Origin of the sequence: Microbacterium phosphatis (assembly GCF_049177115.1) — a bacterium.
Classification (GTDB): Bacteria; Actinomycetota; Actinomycetes; order Actinomycetales; family Microbacteriaceae; genus Microbacterium; species Microbacterium phosphatis.
This window is the reverse complement of record NZ_CP185370.1, coordinates 1,526,488-1,541,037: the sequence shown is the minus strand read 5'-3', so window position 1 is coordinate 1,541,037 and position 14,550 is coordinate 1,526,488. Positions and strand designations below refer to the sequence as shown.

13 protein-coding genes are annotated in these 14,550 nt (G+C 71.3%); 10 read left to right on the top strand and 3 right to left on the bottom strand.

The genetic code is table 11. The features are described 5' to 3' along the window. Positions 1-2 precede the first annotated feature (2 nt). The 5 genes from ACOKGD_RS07285 (at position 3) to ACOKGD_RS07265 (ending at position 6,615) form a co-directional block, all read left to right on the top strand. The gene (locus ACOKGD_RS07285; RefSeq protein WP_342334826.1) at positions 3-926 is read left to right on the top strand and encodes a 3-methyladenine DNA glycosylase; all 924 of its coding nucleotides are present in this window, start codon (positions 3-5) and stop codon (positions 924-926) included. A 216-nt stretch (positions 927-1,142) separates the two neighbouring features. Next, positions 1,143-2,771, top strand: a complete 1,629-nt coding sequence (locus tag ACOKGD_RS07280; protein ID WP_342334827.1) for an ABC transporter substrate-binding protein — start codon at positions 1,143-1,145, stop codon at positions 2,769-2,771. 43 nt (positions 2,772-2,814) lie between these two features. Next, entirely contained in the window at positions 2,815-3,942 is a 1,128-nt protein-coding gene (locus ACOKGD_RS07275) for an ABC transporter permease (RefSeq protein ID WP_421355106.1), read from the top strand. A gap of 1 nt (position 3,943) precedes the next feature. Continuing rightward, positions 3,944-4,981 carry an ABC transporter permease gene (locus ACOKGD_RS07270; protein WP_342334829.1) on the top strand — a complete coding sequence of 346 codons (1,038 nt, stop codon included), beginning with the start codon at positions 3,944-3,946 and terminating at the stop codon, positions 4,979-4,981. 2 nt (positions 4,982-4,983) lie between these two features. Next, positions 4,984-6,615 (top strand): ABC transporter ATP-binding protein, encoded by a 1,632-nt coding sequence (locus ACOKGD_RS07265; RefSeq protein WP_342334830.1) that lies wholly within the window; start codon positions 4,984-4,986, stop codon positions 6,613-6,615. A gap of 89 nt (positions 6,616-6,704) precedes the next feature. Here ACOKGD_RS07265 and ACOKGD_RS07260 read toward each other — a convergent pair whose 3' ends face one another. Then, the gene (locus tag ACOKGD_RS07260; RefSeq protein WP_342334831.1) at positions 6,705-7,118 is read right to left on the bottom strand and encodes a DUF2809 domain-containing protein; all 414 of its coding nucleotides are present in this window, start codon (positions 7,116-7,118) and stop codon (positions 6,705-6,707) included. Positions 7,119-7,159: 41 nt separating this feature from the next. Here ACOKGD_RS07260 and ACOKGD_RS07255 point away from each other — a divergent pair, with 41 nt between their 5' ends. The 3 genes from ACOKGD_RS07255 to ACOKGD_RS07245 are packed head-to-tail and all read left to right on the top strand — an operon-like array spanning position 7,160 to position 9,987. Continuing rightward, positions 7,160-8,011, top strand: coding sequence for a transposase (locus ACOKGD_RS07255; protein ID WP_342334832.1), 852 nt, complete (start codon positions 7,160-7,162; stop codon positions 8,009-8,011). Between the two features lie 45 nt (positions 8,012-8,056). After that, on the top strand, positions 8,057-8,893 hold the full coding sequence (locus ACOKGD_RS07250; RefSeq protein WP_342334833.1) for a hypothetical protein: 837 nt from the start codon (positions 8,057-8,059) through the stop codon (positions 8,891-8,893). 44 nt (positions 8,894-8,937) lie between these two features. After that, positions 8,938-9,987, top strand: coding sequence for an FUSC family protein (locus ACOKGD_RS07245; protein ID WP_342334834.1), 1,050 nt, complete (start codon positions 8,938-8,940; stop codon positions 9,985-9,987). 12 nt (positions 9,988-9,999) lie between these two features. Here ACOKGD_RS07245 and fdhD read toward each other — a convergent pair whose 3' ends face one another. Both fdhD and ACOKGD_RS07235 read right to left on the bottom strand, forming a co-directional pair. Next, positions 10,000-10,851 (bottom strand): formate dehydrogenase accessory sulfurtransferase FdhD, encoded by an 852-nt coding sequence (fdhD, locus tag ACOKGD_RS07240; protein ID WP_342334835.1) that lies wholly within the window; start codon positions 10,849-10,851, stop codon positions 10,000-10,002. Further along, positions 10,851-13,157 (bottom strand): FdhF/YdeP family oxidoreductase, encoded by a 2,307-nt coding sequence (locus ACOKGD_RS07235; protein ID WP_342334836.1) that lies wholly within the window; start codon positions 13,155-13,157, stop codon positions 10,851-10,853. The genes fdhD and ACOKGD_RS07235 overlap by 1 nt, the downstream gene beginning before the upstream one ends. 106 nt (positions 13,158-13,263) lie before the next feature. Here ACOKGD_RS07235 and ACOKGD_RS07230 point away from each other — a divergent pair, with 106 nt between their 5' ends. Next, entirely contained in the window at positions 13,264-13,782 is a 519-nt protein-coding gene (locus ACOKGD_RS07230; RefSeq protein WP_342334837.1) for a pyridoxamine 5'-phosphate oxidase family protein, read from the top strand. Positions 13,783-13,822: 40 nt separating this feature from the next. Beyond that, on the top strand, positions 13,823-14,542 hold the full coding sequence (locus ACOKGD_RS07225) for a tyrosine-protein phosphatase (RefSeq protein WP_342334838.1): 720 nt from the start codon (positions 13,823-13,825) through the stop codon (positions 14,540-14,542). The last annotated feature ends 8 nt before the right edge of the window (positions 14,543-14,550 follow it).

Genomic DNA, 14,550 nt, shown 5'->3' with positions numbered 1-14,550 from the left:
CCATGCCGACGCTCGAGGCGCCGGGGATCACGCGCCTCGCGCGTGACGACTGGCGCGCCCGGGAGGCCGCGCACACCGCCCGTGCCGACGCGCTGACCGCCGCGCACCGGGAGCGCGCGAGCCGCGGAGAGAAGCACCCCGTCTGGGACTTCCTCTTCACCTACTACGGGTACAAGCCGGCGACCATCCGCCGCTGGCACCCGGGGGCGGGCGTCGAGCTCGCGGACGCGGCCGGCGAGCCGCGGGCCGACTGGCGCTGGTACTCGGCCGGCTTGGATCCGGCCTCCGTTGTGGTCGACGCCGCCGCCTTCTCCCGCGAGAAGGCGCCCCTCGCGCGCCTCATCGCGATCATGCTGCGGCGCACGGCCGATCGTCCGGGGCGGTTCGACTGCTTCGGTCTGCACGAATGGGCGATGGTCTATCGCGACGAGGCCCACCGGCACGAGGTGCCGCTGCGCCTCGGGCAGGGCGGTACGGACGCGGTCGTCGAGGAGCACGAGCTGAAGTGCTCGCACTTCGACGCCTTCCGGTTCTTCACGCCCGACGCCGTGCCGCGCAACCAGGTCGCCCCGACGCGCGACCTCCAGCCGGAGCTGGATCAGCCCGGGTGCCTGCACGCGGGCATGGACGTCTACAAGTGGGCCGTGAAGCTCGGTCCACTCGTGCCGGGAGAGCTGCTGCTGGACGCGTTCGAGCTCGCGCGCGACATCCGCCGGCTCGACATGGAGGCGGCGCCCTACGACCTGTCGGCATGGGACGTCGTCCCCGTCCGGATCGAGACGCCTGAGGGAAAGGCCGAGTACGTGCGCCGTCAGCGCGCCTTCGCCGAGCGCGGCAACGCCCTGCGCCGGCGCATCCTCGACGCCTGGAATCCGGCCGCGTGGGTTGCGGAAGACGGGGCGAGATCGTCGCACGCGGCGCCGTAGAGGTAACAGTCTGATCGCGAAACCCCCGAAAACGTGATCAGATCCCGCACATCCAGGTGCGGCGATGTCTCACTCTCCCTGCGTTGTGCTTAGAATCGCGGCATCATGCGCCACGCCCCACCGGCGCGAACTCTGGATCGCACGATCGCGACAGCACGTGGTCACCGATCGTGAGCACACCGACGTGCGATCCGCATCCCAGAAAGAGGCTCCCCTATGGGCACCACCAGCACCAAGCGCCGCATCGCGCTCGCCGCTGCGCTCCCGGCAGTCGCCGCGCTCACCCTCGCGGGCTGCGCGAGCGGCGGCGGCGACGGCGGCGACGCCGGCTCCGGAGACAACGTCATCCTCATCGGCACCACCGACAAGGTGACCACGCTCGACCCGGCCGGCTCCTACGACAACGGCTCGCTCGCGGTCCAGACGCAGGTCTTCCCGTACCTCGTCAACACCAACTACAACGAGACCGAAGTCGTCCCCGACCTCGCCGAGTCGGCCGAGTTCACCTCGCCGACCGAGTACACGGTCACCCTGCCCAAGGGCCTGAAGTGGGCCAACGGCAACGACCTCACCTCGAGTGACGTGAAGTTCTCGTTCGACCGCAACCTCAAGATCGCGGACCCGAACGGCGCCTCGTCGCTGCTGTACAACCTCGCCTCGGTCGAGACCCCCGACGACACCACGGTCGTCTTCACGCTGAAGACCGAGAACGACCAGGTCTTCCCGTTCATCCTGACGAGCTTCCCCGGCGCCATCGTCGACGAGGAGACCTTCTCGGCCGACGCCGTCACGCCCGACAAGGACATCGTCGACGCCGAGGCGTTCGGCGGCCCGTACACGATCACCTCGTACAAGTTCAACGAGACGGTCGAGTTCACCCCGAACCCCGAGTACAAGGGCCTGCTGGACGCGCCCGAGAACGACGGCGTCATCCTCAGCTACTACGCCGAGTCCTCGAACCTGAAGCTCGGTGTGCAGCAGGGCGACATCGACGTGGCGTACCGCAGCCTCGCGCCGACGGACATCGCCGACCTGCAGGGCGACGACAAGCTCAAGGTCCACGAGGGCCCCGGCGGCGAGATCCGCTACATCACGTTCAACTTCAACACGCAGCCGTTCGGCGCCACGACCCCCGAGGCCGACCCGGCCAAGGCCCTGGCCGTCCGCCAGGCGGTGGCGTCGCTCGTCGACCGCGAGGCGATCAGCGACCAGGTCTACAACGGCACCTACACGCCGCTGTACTCGTACGTGCCCGAGGGCTTCGCCGGCGCCACCGACGCGCTGAAGGGCCTCTACGGCGACGGCGAGGGCGGCCCTGACGCCGCCAAGGCCAAGGAGATCCTGGACGCCGCGGGCGTCGCGACCCCCGTCGCGCTCAGCCTGCAGTACAGCCCGGACCACTACGGCCCGTCGTCGGGTGACGAGTACGCGATGGTCGAGGAGCAGCTCGAGGCCGACGGTCTGTTCGACATCGACCTGAAGTCGACCGAGTGGGTGCAGTACTCGAAGGACCGCACGGCCGACGTGTACCCGGCCTACCAGCTCGGCTGGTTCCCGGACTACTCGGACGCGGACAACTACCTCGCGCCGTTCTTCCTCAAGGAGAACTTCCTGGGCAACCACTACGACAACCCCGAGGTGAACGACCTCATCCTGAAGCAGGCCGTCACCCCGGACGCGACCGAGCGCCAGGGCCTGATCGAGGAGATCCAGGCCAAGGTCGCCGCGGACCTCTCGACCGTGCCGCTGCTGCAGGGCGCGCAGACGCTCGTGTCGGCCTCCGACATCGAGGGCGTCGTCCTCGACGCGTCGTTCAAGCTGCGCTTCGCGCCGCTGACGCGCTGACGCACATGAAAGGGGCGGTCTCACCTGAGGCCGCCCCTTTCCCATGCTTTGCCCTCCTCCTCCGAAGGACACTCCTGTCGTGACAGCCACCACCGCTGATCCAGGGCTCTCCCCCGCATCACCCGCCACCACCCGGCGTGCGCGATCCGGCGGGTCGCTCGGCCGCTACATCCTGATCCGCTTCCTGCTGATCTTCCCGACCGTGTTCATCCTCGTGACCACGGTGTTCCTCTTCATGCGTCTCACCGGCGACCCGCTCACCGCGGCCCTCGGCGGCCGGCTTCCCGCCGACCAGCTCGCCGAGCGGATCCACGCGGCCGGGTACGACCGCCCGCTGATCGTGCAGTACTTCGAATACCTCGGGCAGATCGTCCGCGGCGACTTCGGAACCACCATCACGGACAACCAGCCCGTCGCCGAGCTGCTGCTGCACTACGGCGGGGCGACCCTCGAGCTCGCGATCTACGCGCTGCTCATCGCCTTCATCGTCGGCATCCCGCTCGGCATGATCGCCGCGGCCGTGCGCGACCGCTGGGGCGACGCCGTGCTGCGCGTGTTCGCGATCCTCTGCTACGCCACCCCGGTCTTCTTCGCCGGTCTGCTGCTCAAGCTGATCTTCTCGGTCTGGCTGGGTGTGCTCCCCACGTCGGGGCGCGCCTCGCCGCGGGTCGAGATCACGCTGGGGCGCCTCGACTCGCCCACCGGCATCTACCTGATCGACGCCATCCGCTCGGGCAGCGCGAACGCCATCGGCGACGTCCTCGCGCACGCCCTGCTGCCGGGCATCGCGCTCGGCCTGCTGACCGCGGGCGTGTTCCTGCGCCTCGTGCGCACGAACGTCATCGGCACGCTGTCGATGCCGTACATCGATGCGGCCCGCTCGCGAGGCATCCGCGAGACGCGCCTCGTCAGCAAGCACGCCTACAAGCCCGCACTGATCCCGATCATCACCGTGATCGGCATGCAGATCGCCATGCTGCTGGGCGGCGCCGTGCTGACCGAGACGACGTTCGAGTGGCAGGGCCTCGGCTTCCAGCTGTCGCACTACCTGGGCGCACGCGACTTCGTCGCCGTCCAGGGCATCGTCGCCCTCCTCGCCGTGATCGTCGCGGTCACCAACTTCGTGGTCGACATCATCGCGGCCCTGATCGACCCCCGGGTGAGGTACTGACATGACCACCACCGCACAGTCCCCGAAGACGGAAGCGCGGCGTCCCTCCACGGTGCGCAGCCTCCTCTCCCGCCTTCCCGTCGTGCACCAGTACCGCCAGTCGGTCGGGCTGCAGCGCGGCATGCTCACCGCGGGTCTCGTGATCTGCGCCGTGTTCCTGCTGACGGCGATCTTCGCCCCCGTGCTCTCGCCGTACGGCTTCGCGCAGCTCACCTCGGACGGTGAGCGCTTCGGCGCCCAGCAGCCGCCGAGCGCCGAGCACCTGCTCGGCACCACCGTCGGCGGCTTCGACGTGCTCTCGCGCGTCATCTGGGGCACGCAGACGGCGCTTATGGTCATCGTCATCGCCGTCGCGCTGTCGATCTTCGCCGGCATCCTTCTCGGCCTCGTCTCCGGCTACTTCGGCGGATGGCTCGACCGGGTGCTCGTGGTGATCGCCGATGCGGTCTTCGCGTTCCCGACGCTGCTGCTCGCGATCGTCGCGGCGATCGTGATCTCCGGCGGCCAGTCCGACCTGTGGGGCGGTGTGCTCGCGGCCTCGGTCTCGATCACGGTCGTGTTCATCCCGCAGTACTTCCGCGTGATCCGCGCCGAGACGATCCGGATCAAGTCGGAGGCGTACGTCGAGTCGGCGCAGGTGATCGGTGCGTCCACGTTCCGCGTGATGTTCCGTCACGTCCTGCGCAACGCCACCCGCACCCTGCCGCTGATCTTCACGCTCAACGCGTCCGAGGCGATCCTGACCCTCGCGGGCCTGGGCTTCCTCGGCTTCGGCATCCAGCCGACCAAGGCCGCCGAGTGGGGCTACGACCTCAACCGCTCGATCGCCGACGTCACGAGCGGCATCTGGTGGACCTCGGTCTTCCCGGGCGCCGCGATCGTGCTGGTGGTGCTGGGCATCACGCTGGTCGGCGAGAGCCTGAACGACCTGGCCGACCCGCGTCTGCGCACGCGTCGTCGCGCCAAGGCGGCCACGCCCGCCGACGCCGCGGCCGCGACGACCCCCGTCGCCCGCCAGGACCTCGGAGAGGTGGAGTGACCATGACGACTCCCGCAGTCGACATCACGGATCTCCGGATCACGTTCGCCACCGACGGCGGCGACGTCGCGGCGGTCAAGGGCATCGACCTCGAGGTGCGGCCCGGAGAGGTGCTCGCGGTCGTGGGCGAGTCGGGCTCCGGCAAGACCGTCACCGCGCGCACGATCCTGGGCCTGCTGCCCGAGACGGCGCGGGTGGAGGGCGCGGTCGTGCTCAACGGCACCGACATCGTGCCCCTCTCGCCGGCGCGCCTGCGCGACCTGCGCGGCACCGAGGCGGCGATGATCTTCCAGGAGCCCATGACGGCGCTCAACCCCGTCTTCACGGTGGGCTGGCAGATCGCCGAGGGCCTGCGCGCCCACGGCAGCATCTCGAAGCGGGACGCGCGCGCGAAGGCGATCGACATCCTGCGTCGGGTCGGGATTCCGGAGCCCGACAAGCGCGTCGACGACTACCCGCACCAGTTCTCGGGCGGGCAGAAGCAGCGCATCGTGATCGCCCAGGCGCTCGCGCTGGAGCCCGCGGTGATCATCGCCGACGAGCCCACCACCGCGCTCGATGTCACGGTGCAGGCAGAGATCCTCGACCTGCTGCGCCTGGCGCGGGACGAGTTCGGCACGGCGATCCTGCTCATCACCCACAACATGGGCGTGGTCGCCGACCTCGCCGATCGCGTGGCCGTGATGTACCTCGGCGACATCGTCGAGACGGCCCCCGCCACCGAGCTGTTCGCGGCCCCGCAGCACCCCTACACGAAGCGCCTCCTCGGCGCGGTGCCGCGTCTGGACATCGCCGACCGCGCCTTCACGGGCGACCCGGAGGCGGCGCCGGTGGTCTCGGCGCGCGGCCTCGAGATCGAGTATCCGGGGCGTCTCGGCAAGAAGGCGTTCAAGGCCGTGCAGGCCGTCGACTTCGACATCCGCCCCGGCGAGGTGCTGGGGCTCGTCGGCGAGTCGGGATCGGGCAAGACCACGATCGGTCGCGCGATCGCGGGCCTCGCGCCCGTGACGGGCGGATCGCTGCAGGTGCTGGGGCACGAGATGCTGGGGATGCGCGAGCGCGACTTCCGGGCGAAGCGCCGCGAGCTGGGGTTCGTGTTCCAGGACCCGGCGTCGAGCTTCAACCCGCTGCTCACCATCGCCCAGTGCGTCGCCGAGCCGCTTGTGGTGCACGGCACGGCCCGGAACGCTGCGGAGGCCCGCGACCGGGTCGACGAGCTGCTCGAGGCCGTCCAGCTGCCGAAGGAGTTCGGCGACCGGTTCCCGCACGAGCTCTCGGGCGGGCAGCGTCAGCGCGCGTCGCTTGCCCGCGCGCTCGCGCTCGACCCGAAGCTGCTCATCGCCGACGAGCCCACCAGCGCGCTGGACGTGTCGGTGCAGGCCCGGGTGCTCGACCTGTTCACCGAGCTGCAGGAGCGCTTCGGGTTCGCGGCGCTGTTCATCACGCACGACCTCGCTGTCGTCGACCTGCTCGCGCACCGCGTCGTTGTGCTGCATCACGGCCGCATCGCCGAGCAGGGCCCCACCGCCCAGGTGCTCGGCGATCCGCAGGACGACTACACGCGCCGCCTCATCGCGTCGCTGCCCGTCCCGGATCCGATCGAGCAGGCGGCCCGCCGGGCCGCGCGCGGCTGACCGCGCAGCCACACCGCGAACGAGCGCCCGCCCGGGCTGTGCGGGCGGGCGCTCCGCCGTATCCGCGGCTCTCGGTCGGCCCGCGCCGCTCAGCCCCGCGGCTCCGCCCGCACCCGGGAGCGGCTCACGACATCGATCGCGCACGCGAGGGCGATGCCGAGCCCGTAGAACGCGAGGTCGGAGGCGGCGAACACGTTGCCGAAGACGAACATCAGCGGGCGGAAGGCGGCACCCCAGACCTCGGGCAGGCCGGTGAGCTGGAAGAACTCGACCGCCACGCACCAGGCCAGCGCCGCGAGTGCCGTCTTCCAGGGCGCCGCGCGCGGGGCGACGAAGACCGCGATGAGGTAGACCAGGGCGGCGTAGAGCGCGTCGCCTGCGGCATCGGCGACCATGCCTGCGGGGGTGAACTCGCTCACCGCGAGACCGGCCGCGACGACGACCGCGCCGATGATGACGGCCGCGACCCGGCGGTGGCGTGAGGTCGACGGATCGTGGCGCACGTCGCGACCCTACTCGACGCGGTGTGCGGCAGGATCGACGCATGGCAACGGATCCGCTCGTCGAGGTCGCCTTCGAGCTGTACGCGCTGCCGCCCGCATCCTTCACCGCCGAGCGCAACGCCCGCGCGAAGGCGGCGAAGGCCGACGACCCCGCGCTGGCGAAGCGGATCGCTGCCCTGCGGAAGGCGTCGGCGCCCGCGTGGATCGTCGGGCAGCTGGTGCGCCATCGCGCCGAGAAGGTCGGCCAGGTGCTCGAGCTCGGGGCCGAGCTGCGCGACGCCCAGCAGGATCTGGACGCCGCCACCCTCACCCAGCTGACGAAGGACCGGCGCGCCCTCACCTCCGCCCTCGCGCGCGAGGGCGGCGAGCTCGCGGCCGCCCAGGAGGTCAACGCCCCGCCCGCGGTGCTGGACGAGGTGTCGCAGACCCTGCAGGCCGCCATGGCCGACGCCGATGCCGCGGCCGCGGTGACCTCGGGCCGCCTGATCCGCGCGCTTGAGGTCGTCGGCTTCGACCCCGTCGATCTCACGGACGCCGTGGCGGGCCCGGCCCCGGATGGCTCCGCCGCTCCCGCGCCCCAGGTCGATGAGCTGGCATCGCGCCGCGCGCGACGCGCGGCGGAGCGCGCCGTCCGCGACGCCGAGAAGGCGCTGGAGCGGGCGACGCGCGCGAGCGACGAGGCGCGCCGGGCCACCGCCCAGCACACCCGCGTGCGGGACGAGGCGAACAAGCGGCTGGCGGAGCTGCGGCGCGAGATCGAGGCCGCCGAGCGCGCCGGTGCGCAGGCCGAGGAGGCGCTCGCCGAGGATGCGAAGAGCGCGGAGGACGCCGCGGCGGCCGAGGCGGACGCCCGTGACGCGCTCGAGAAGGCGCGGGCCGCACTCGATGCCTGAACGCCCGGTGCACACGGCGGCCGGGTCGTCGGGGAGGATGGGGGCATGACCTCCCCCGCTTTCGGCCTGCTGCTCGACGTCGACGGCCCCCTGGCCAGCACGGTGACGCGATCGGTCCGCCTGCCCTCGATCGCCGCCGACCTCGTGGCGATCGCCAACGCCGGGTGCCCGGTCGTGTTCAACACGGGCCGTTCGGATCGATTCCTGGCCGACCAGGTCATCCCGGCTCTCGTCGACGCCGGGCTCGCCGCCGACGCGCCGGTCTGGGGCATCGGCGAGAAGGGCGCGACATGGTTCGCCGTCACGGACGGCGAGATCGGCGACGTCCGCATCGACGAGACCATCGCGGTGCCGGAGGACCTCGTCGCGGCCTGCCGTGCCATCACCGACCGGCACCTCGACCTGATGTTCTGGGACGACACCAAGCGCACCATGGTCTCGCTCGAGCAGAACCTCGACGTGACCAACGCCGACTACCTCGCCCAGCAGCCCGCCGTCACGGCCGAACTCGACGCGGCCATCGCCCGACTCGGGCTCGAGGCCGACTTCTACACGGTCCCGACGATCATCTCGATCGATCTCGAGCACCGGTCCGCCGGCAAGGCGCTCGGTGCCGAGCGGGCGGTCGCGCTCGTGTCCGAGCGGATGGACGTGCCGCAGCGGTGGTTCACCGCCGGCGACTCGAACGGCGACTACGACATGGCGACCTGGCTCCACGACAACGGCTACGAGGCCACGCACCTCGATGTGCGCCCCACCGGAGACGACCGCGAGACGCCGTACCCGGTGCTGCGCGAGATCCCGACGTTCGCCGAGAACCACGCCGAGGACGACATCACCGCCGCCTACCTCTCGCGCTGGCGCGCCGAGCTGGCGGTCTGACCGGGCGGCTCCCGATGACGCGGCCCAGGATCCGACTCCCCCGCATGCGAGGTCTCCGCGAGAGCTCGCGGATCGCCCTCGCCGTGCGCACGGCGATCGCCGCGGCGCTCGCGTGGTACCTCGCTCCCTACGTCCCCTTCGCCGAGGCCGACTACTCGTATTACGCGCCCCTGGGTGTGCTGGTGAGCATGTACCCGACGCTCGCCGGGTCGGCGCGCTCCGGCATGCAGACGCTGATGGGGCTGGCGCTCGGGATCGGGCTGGGCTTCGGCGGCATCGCGCTGCTGTGGATGGGGGCACCCGGCATCGTGGCGCTCGCGCTCGTGGTCGGGGTGGGCGTCTGGCTGGGCGGGCTCGACGCGCTCGGCGTGGGCCGGGAGTGGATCGCGATGGCCGGGCTGTTCGTGCTGCTGCTCGGCGGGGCCACGCCGGAGGAGTTCTCGGTCTCCTACCTCGTGACCATGGCCTTCGGCGTCGCGGTGGGCCTGGTCGTGAATCTCCTGCTCTTCCCACCGCTGTACCTGCAGCAGGCCGCTGACCGGCTCTCCTCCCTGCGCGATGCGGCCGCGCAGCACCTCCACGACGTCGCCGACGCCGTGGAGGGGCGGAAGATCAGCACCGACCAGCTCACCGAGATCGTCGCCGAGCTGCACAGCACGGTCGACGAGGTGACGCGCGCCGTCGAGGACGCGGACGAGAGCAGCCGCGCCAACCCCCGTGCCCGCGGCCGCGGCGGCGAACGCGACCTGAACCGCCGCCGCCTGCATGCCCTCGAGCGCACCGTGTTCTCGATCCGGGATCTGGCCGATGTCCTGATCCGGGTCGACGAGCTCGGCACCGCTCCCGAGGGCGCGCACGGCCCCCTGGCCGTCGCGATCCGCCGCGTGGCCGATCTCGTCGCCGAGCCCGCGGGCAGCGAGTCGGCCGGCGAGCGCCTGGCGGCGGCCGACGAGGCGCTGGCGGCCTACACCGCGGTGCTCGACGAGGCGCCGACCGTCACCGGCCCGACCTCGGTGCCCTCGGACGTCGCCTCCGAGCTCACCGCGGCCGTGTGCCTGCGTCGGATGATCGACGCCTCACGGCCGTTCGTCTGATCGGGCGGCGCGTCAGACGCCGGCGACCGCCGGCACAACGATCCGCTCGGCGCCCGCGTAGACGTTCATGGTCGTGCCCCGCAGGAACCCGACCAGGGTGATCCCCTGCTCCTCGGCGAGCTCGACGGCGAGCGACGAGGGCGCCGACACGGCCGCGAGCACGGGGATGCCCGCCATCGCGGCCTTCTGCACCAGCTCGAAGCTGGCCCGGCCCGACACCATAAGCACGTGGCGCCGCAGCGGCAGGCGGTCGTTCAGTACGGCCCACCCGACGACCTTGTCGACCGCGTTGTGGCGCCCGACGTCCTCGCGGAGCACCACGAGCTCTCCGGTCTCGGCGTCGAACAGCCCGGCCGCGTGCAGCCCGCCCGTCTTGTCGAACACCGCCTGGTGGGCGCGCAGCGCGTCGGGGAACGCCGCGAGCCGCTCCACCGGGACCCGCACGTCGTCCTCGGCGACCGAGTAGGACGAGACGGTCTGCACGGCCTCGATGCTCGCCTTGCCGCACACCCCGCACGACGAGGTGGTGTAGAAGTTGCGGGCGACGTCGGGGCTCGGGAGCGCGACACCCGGGCCGAGCGCCACGTCGAGCACGTTGTAGGTGTTCTCGGCGCCGCCCGTTCCGGGGCCGCCGCAGTGGATCGCCGAACGGAAGTCCGATCCGCGGCTGACAACGCCCTCCGAGACGAGGAAGCCCGCCGCCAGCTCGACGTCGTGGCCGGGCGTGCGCATGGTGACGGCAAGAGGATCGCCCGCCACGCGGATCTCGAGCGGCTCCTCGACGGCGAGGGTGTCGGGGCGGCGCGTCGTGGCCCCGTCGAGCGCGATGCGCACCACGGGACGACGCTGCGTGATCCTTCCCATCAGGGCCGCTTCTCGAGGCGCACGACCACGGCCTTCGAGGTCGGTGTGCCGCTCACATCGGCCGTCGAATCGAGGGGCACGAGCACGTTCGTCTCGGGGTAGTAGGCCGCGGCGTTGCGGCGCGGCGTGTCGTACGGCACCAGCCGGAACTCCTCCGCCCGGCGCTCCTCGAGGCCCTCAGGCCCGTTCCACTCGGAGACGAGATCGACCATCTCCCCCTCGGCGAAGCCCAGTTCGCGGATGTCATCGCGGTGGATGAGCACCACCCGGCGACCGTCGTGGATGCCGCGGTAGCGGTCGTCCTTGCCGTAGATCGTGGTGTTGTACTGATCGTGCGACCGCAGGGTCTGCAGCAGCAGGCGGCCCTCCGGGATCACCGGGTACTCGAGCGGGTTGACGGTGAAGTTCGCCTTGCCGTTGTGCGTTGTGAAGCGCCGCTCGTCGCGCGGGCCGTTGGGGAGGAAGAACGTCCGCCCCTTGTCGATCCGCTTGTCGTAGTCCTCGAAGCCCGGGATGACGCGCGAGATGTGCCCGCGGATCGCCGCGTAGTCGGTCTCGAGGTCTCGCCAGTCGGCGCGCGGCGCCGCAGGCCGATCCGCGAACACCAGCTCGCAGAGGCGGGCGAGGATCGCGACCTCGCTCAGCAGGTCCTCGGACGGGGGCGCGAGCCGGCCGCGCGAGCTGTGCACGGCGCCCATCGAATCCTCGACGCTGACCCGCTGGTCGACCCCGCCTCGGCGGTCGCGGTCGGTGCGGCCGAGGGTCGGCAGGATGATCGCCCGGCGCCCGTGCACAACGTGCGAGCGGTTGAGCTTGGTCGACACCTGCACCGTGAGCCCGACGTTCGACATCCCCTGCTCGACGACACGGGTGTCGGGGGTGGCGCTGACGAAGTTCCCGCCCATGCCCATGAAGACCCGGACGCGGCCGTCGCGCATGGCGCGGATCGCCTCGACGGTGTCGTAGCCGTGCGCGCGGGGCGCGGTGAAGCCGAACTCGGTGTCGAGCGCGGCGAGGAACGCCTCGGCCGGCTTCTCGTAGATGCCCACGGTGCGATCGCCCTGGACGTTCGAGTGGCCGCGCACCGGGCACACGCCCGCGCCCGGTCGGCCGAAGTTGCCCTGCAGCAGCAGGACGTTGACGATGTCGCGCAGCATGGGCACCGAGTGCTTGTGCTGCGTGAGCCCCATCGCCCAGCAGACGATGGTGGCCTTCGACCGGCGCACCGCGTCGCCCACCTCGCGCAGGCGCTTCTCGGTGAGCCCGGTGGCGACCTCGAGGTCGGCCCACGGGAGGTCCGCGACGTGCGCGGCGTAGTCGGCGAAGCCTGCCGTGTGCTGCTGGATGAAGCCGTGATCGATCACGGCGCCCTCGCGCTGCTCGGCCTCGAGCAGGTGCTTCCCGACCGCCTGGAACAGCGCCTGATCGCCGCCGAGACGGATCTGTACGAAGTCGTCGGCGAGCTTGGTGCCGCCCAGCAGCACGCCCTTGGGCGTCTGCGGGTTCTTGAACTGCAGCAGGCCCGCCTCCGGCAGCGGGTTCACGGCGATGATCGTCGCGCCGTTCTCCTTCGCCTTCTCGAGGGCGCTCAGCATGCGGGGGTGGTTCGTTCCCGGGTTCTGACCCGCGACGATCAGCAGATCCGCCTCGTGGATGTCGGTGATCGACACCGTCCCCTTGCCGATCCCGATCGTCTCGGTGAGAGCGGAGCCGCTCGACTCGTGGCACATGTTCGAGCAGTCGGGCAGGTTGTTCGTGCCGAGACCGCGCACCAGCAGCTGGTACAGGAAGGCGGCCTCGTTCGACGTGCGGCCCGAGGTGTAGAAGACCGCCTCGTTCGGGTCGTCGAGTTCGCGCAGCGCGGTCGCGATCTCGTGCAGCGCCGCATCCCAGCTGATCGGGCGGTAGTGGGTTCCGCCCTCCTCCAGCAGCATCGGCGTGGTCAGGCGCCCCTGCTGGCCGAGCCAGTAGTCGTCGCGCTCCCTCAGCTCGTCGAGGCTGTGCTGGGCGAAGAACGCGGGCTCGACACGGCGGATGGTCGCCTCCTCGGCGACGGCCTTCGCACCGTTCTCGCAGAACTCGGCGGCGTGGCGGCGATCCTCTTCCGGCCACGCGCAGCCGGGGCAGTCGAAGCCGTCCTTCTGGTTGACCCGCAGCAGCGTCCGGGCGCTGCGCACAACGCCCATCTGCTCGAAGGAGATCTTGAGTGCGTGCATCACGGCCGGGACTCCGACGGCGCTGGTCTCGCGTGCGCCGATGCGCAGCTTCGACTCGTCGATGTCCTGGGTGGGAGGCTTCGTCGCCATGGCACCTCTTTTCGTCTCCCCCAGGCTAACCCCGCACCGCCGCGACGGCGCGGGTCCGGCGCTCGCCCCCTTCCGCTGTGCGGGTGTTTGCCCTTCACTGGGGGGCATGAGTGGAACCGGATCCGTGCCCGCTTTCGGCATCGAGACGCTGTCCGTCTCGGAGTGCTGGCGCCTGATCGACGGTGACGACTTCGCGCGCCTCGCGGTGGTGCGCGGGGACGGCACGCCCGACGTCTTCCCGCTGAACTATCTCCCGCACAAGGGCAACCTCTACGTCCGGACGGCGCCCGGCAGCAAGCTGCGCAGCATCGTCGCCCATCCGGAGGTGGCCCTGGAGCTCGACGGCGAGGACGACACCGTGATGTGGAGCGTCGTTGTGCACGGCACCGCGTCCCGTGTGGTGGCAGACGCCGCGATCCTCGCCGCGGGCGCCGATCGCCTCATCAGCGACCAGCCCGAGGAGAAGCCGTACGTGGTGCGCATCACGCCGCACGAGATCACGGGGCGCCGATTCCGTCGCGCCACCGCGGCTCCGGACACGGAGCCCGCTCGCCCCGCTTCGCCGCACTCCTCCGTGGCGCGAAAGCCCACGCCCATCGCCGCCTATCCGCCGTGGTCAGACTGAGCATCCGCCCCGTCTGACCGGCCCCCGTAGTCTGGCGTCCGTGCGCATCGACATCCCTGGCACCTACAACTTCCGCGAGGTGCTGCCGGCCCGCCCCGGCACGCTCTACCGCTCGGACGCCCTTCACCGCGTGACGCGGGCGGGACGGGCGGCGCTGCGTCTCCTCGGGATCTCGCGGGTGATCGACCTGCGCGGCAGGTGGGACGTGCGCATCGGCGGGCGCGACCGGATCCGAGGGGTCGGCGCCGAGCTGATCCGCATCCCGATCGACGCGGGGACCCCGTCCTCCGAGGCGTCGACTCTGGAGCTGAGCGACGTCTACCGCACCCTGCTCGCCGACTACGGGGACTCGCTCGGCGAGGCGATCCGGGCGATCGCCGACGCCGACGGCCCCGTCGTTGTGCACTGCACCGCGGGGAAGGACCGCTCGGGGCTGGTGGTCGCGCTGACGCTGCTCGCGATCGGGACGCCCGTGGACCAGGTCGTCGCCGACTACGCCCTCACCGAGACCAACCTCGCGGGCGAGTGGGCCGACCGGATGATGCGGAAGGTGCGGCGGTTCCGGATCCCGATCACCGACACGCTCGTCGAGATCATCACCCGCAGCCCCGCCCCAGCCCTTCTCGACGCCCTGTCCTGGATCGAGGAGACCCACGGCGGCGTCCGCCCCTACCTCTCCTCGATCGGCGTGACCGATGCGGACCTCGCGCGGCTGACCGAGCGGTACGCCCCGGATCCGCTGGCGGCGCCCCGCGCCTGAGCGCCGGC

Bases quoted from the DNA above. Each gene is read 5' to 3' on its own strand.
- fdhD (WP_342334835.1), bottom strand. From the start codon at position 10,851: ATGGGAAGGATCACGCAGCGTCGTCCCGTGGTGCGCATCGCGCTCGAC.
- ACOKGD_RS07270 (WP_342334829.1), top strand. From the start codon at position 3,944: ATGACCACCACCGCACAGTCCCCGAAGACGGAAGCGCGGCGTCCCTCC.
- ACOKGD_RS07235 (WP_342334836.1), bottom strand. From the start codon at position 13,157: ATGGCGACGAAGCCTCCCACCCAGGACATCGACGAGTCGAAGCTGCGC.
- ACOKGD_RS07250 (WP_342334833.1), top strand. From the start codon at position 8,057: ATGACCTCCCCCGCTTTCGGCCTGCTGCTCGACGTCGACGGCCCCCTG.
- ACOKGD_RS07280 (WP_342334827.1), top strand. From the start codon at position 1,143: ATGGGCACCACCAGCACCAAGCGCCGCATCGCGCTCGCCGCTGCGCTC.
- ACOKGD_RS07275 (WP_421355106.1), top strand. From the start codon at position 2,815: ATGCTTTGCCCTCCTCCTCCGAAGGACACTCCTGTCGTGACAGCCACC.
- ACOKGD_RS07285 (WP_342334826.1), top strand. From the start codon at position 3: ATGCCGACGCTCGAGGCGCCGGGGATCACGCGCCTCGCGCGTGACGAC.
- ACOKGD_RS07255 (WP_342334832.1), top strand. From the start codon at position 7,160: ATGGCAACGGATCCGCTCGTCGAGGTCGCCTTCGAGCTGTACGCGCTG.
- ACOKGD_RS07230 (WP_342334837.1), top strand. From the start codon at position 13,264: ATGAGTGGAACCGGATCCGTGCCCGCTTTCGGCATCGAGACGCTGTCC.
- ACOKGD_RS07245 (WP_342334834.1), top strand. From the start codon at position 8,938: ATGCGAGGTCTCCGCGAGAGCTCGCGGATCGCCCTCGCCGTGCGCACG.
- ACOKGD_RS07265 (WP_342334830.1), top strand. From the start codon at position 4,984: ATGACGACTCCCGCAGTCGACATCACGGATCTCCGGATCACGTTCGCC.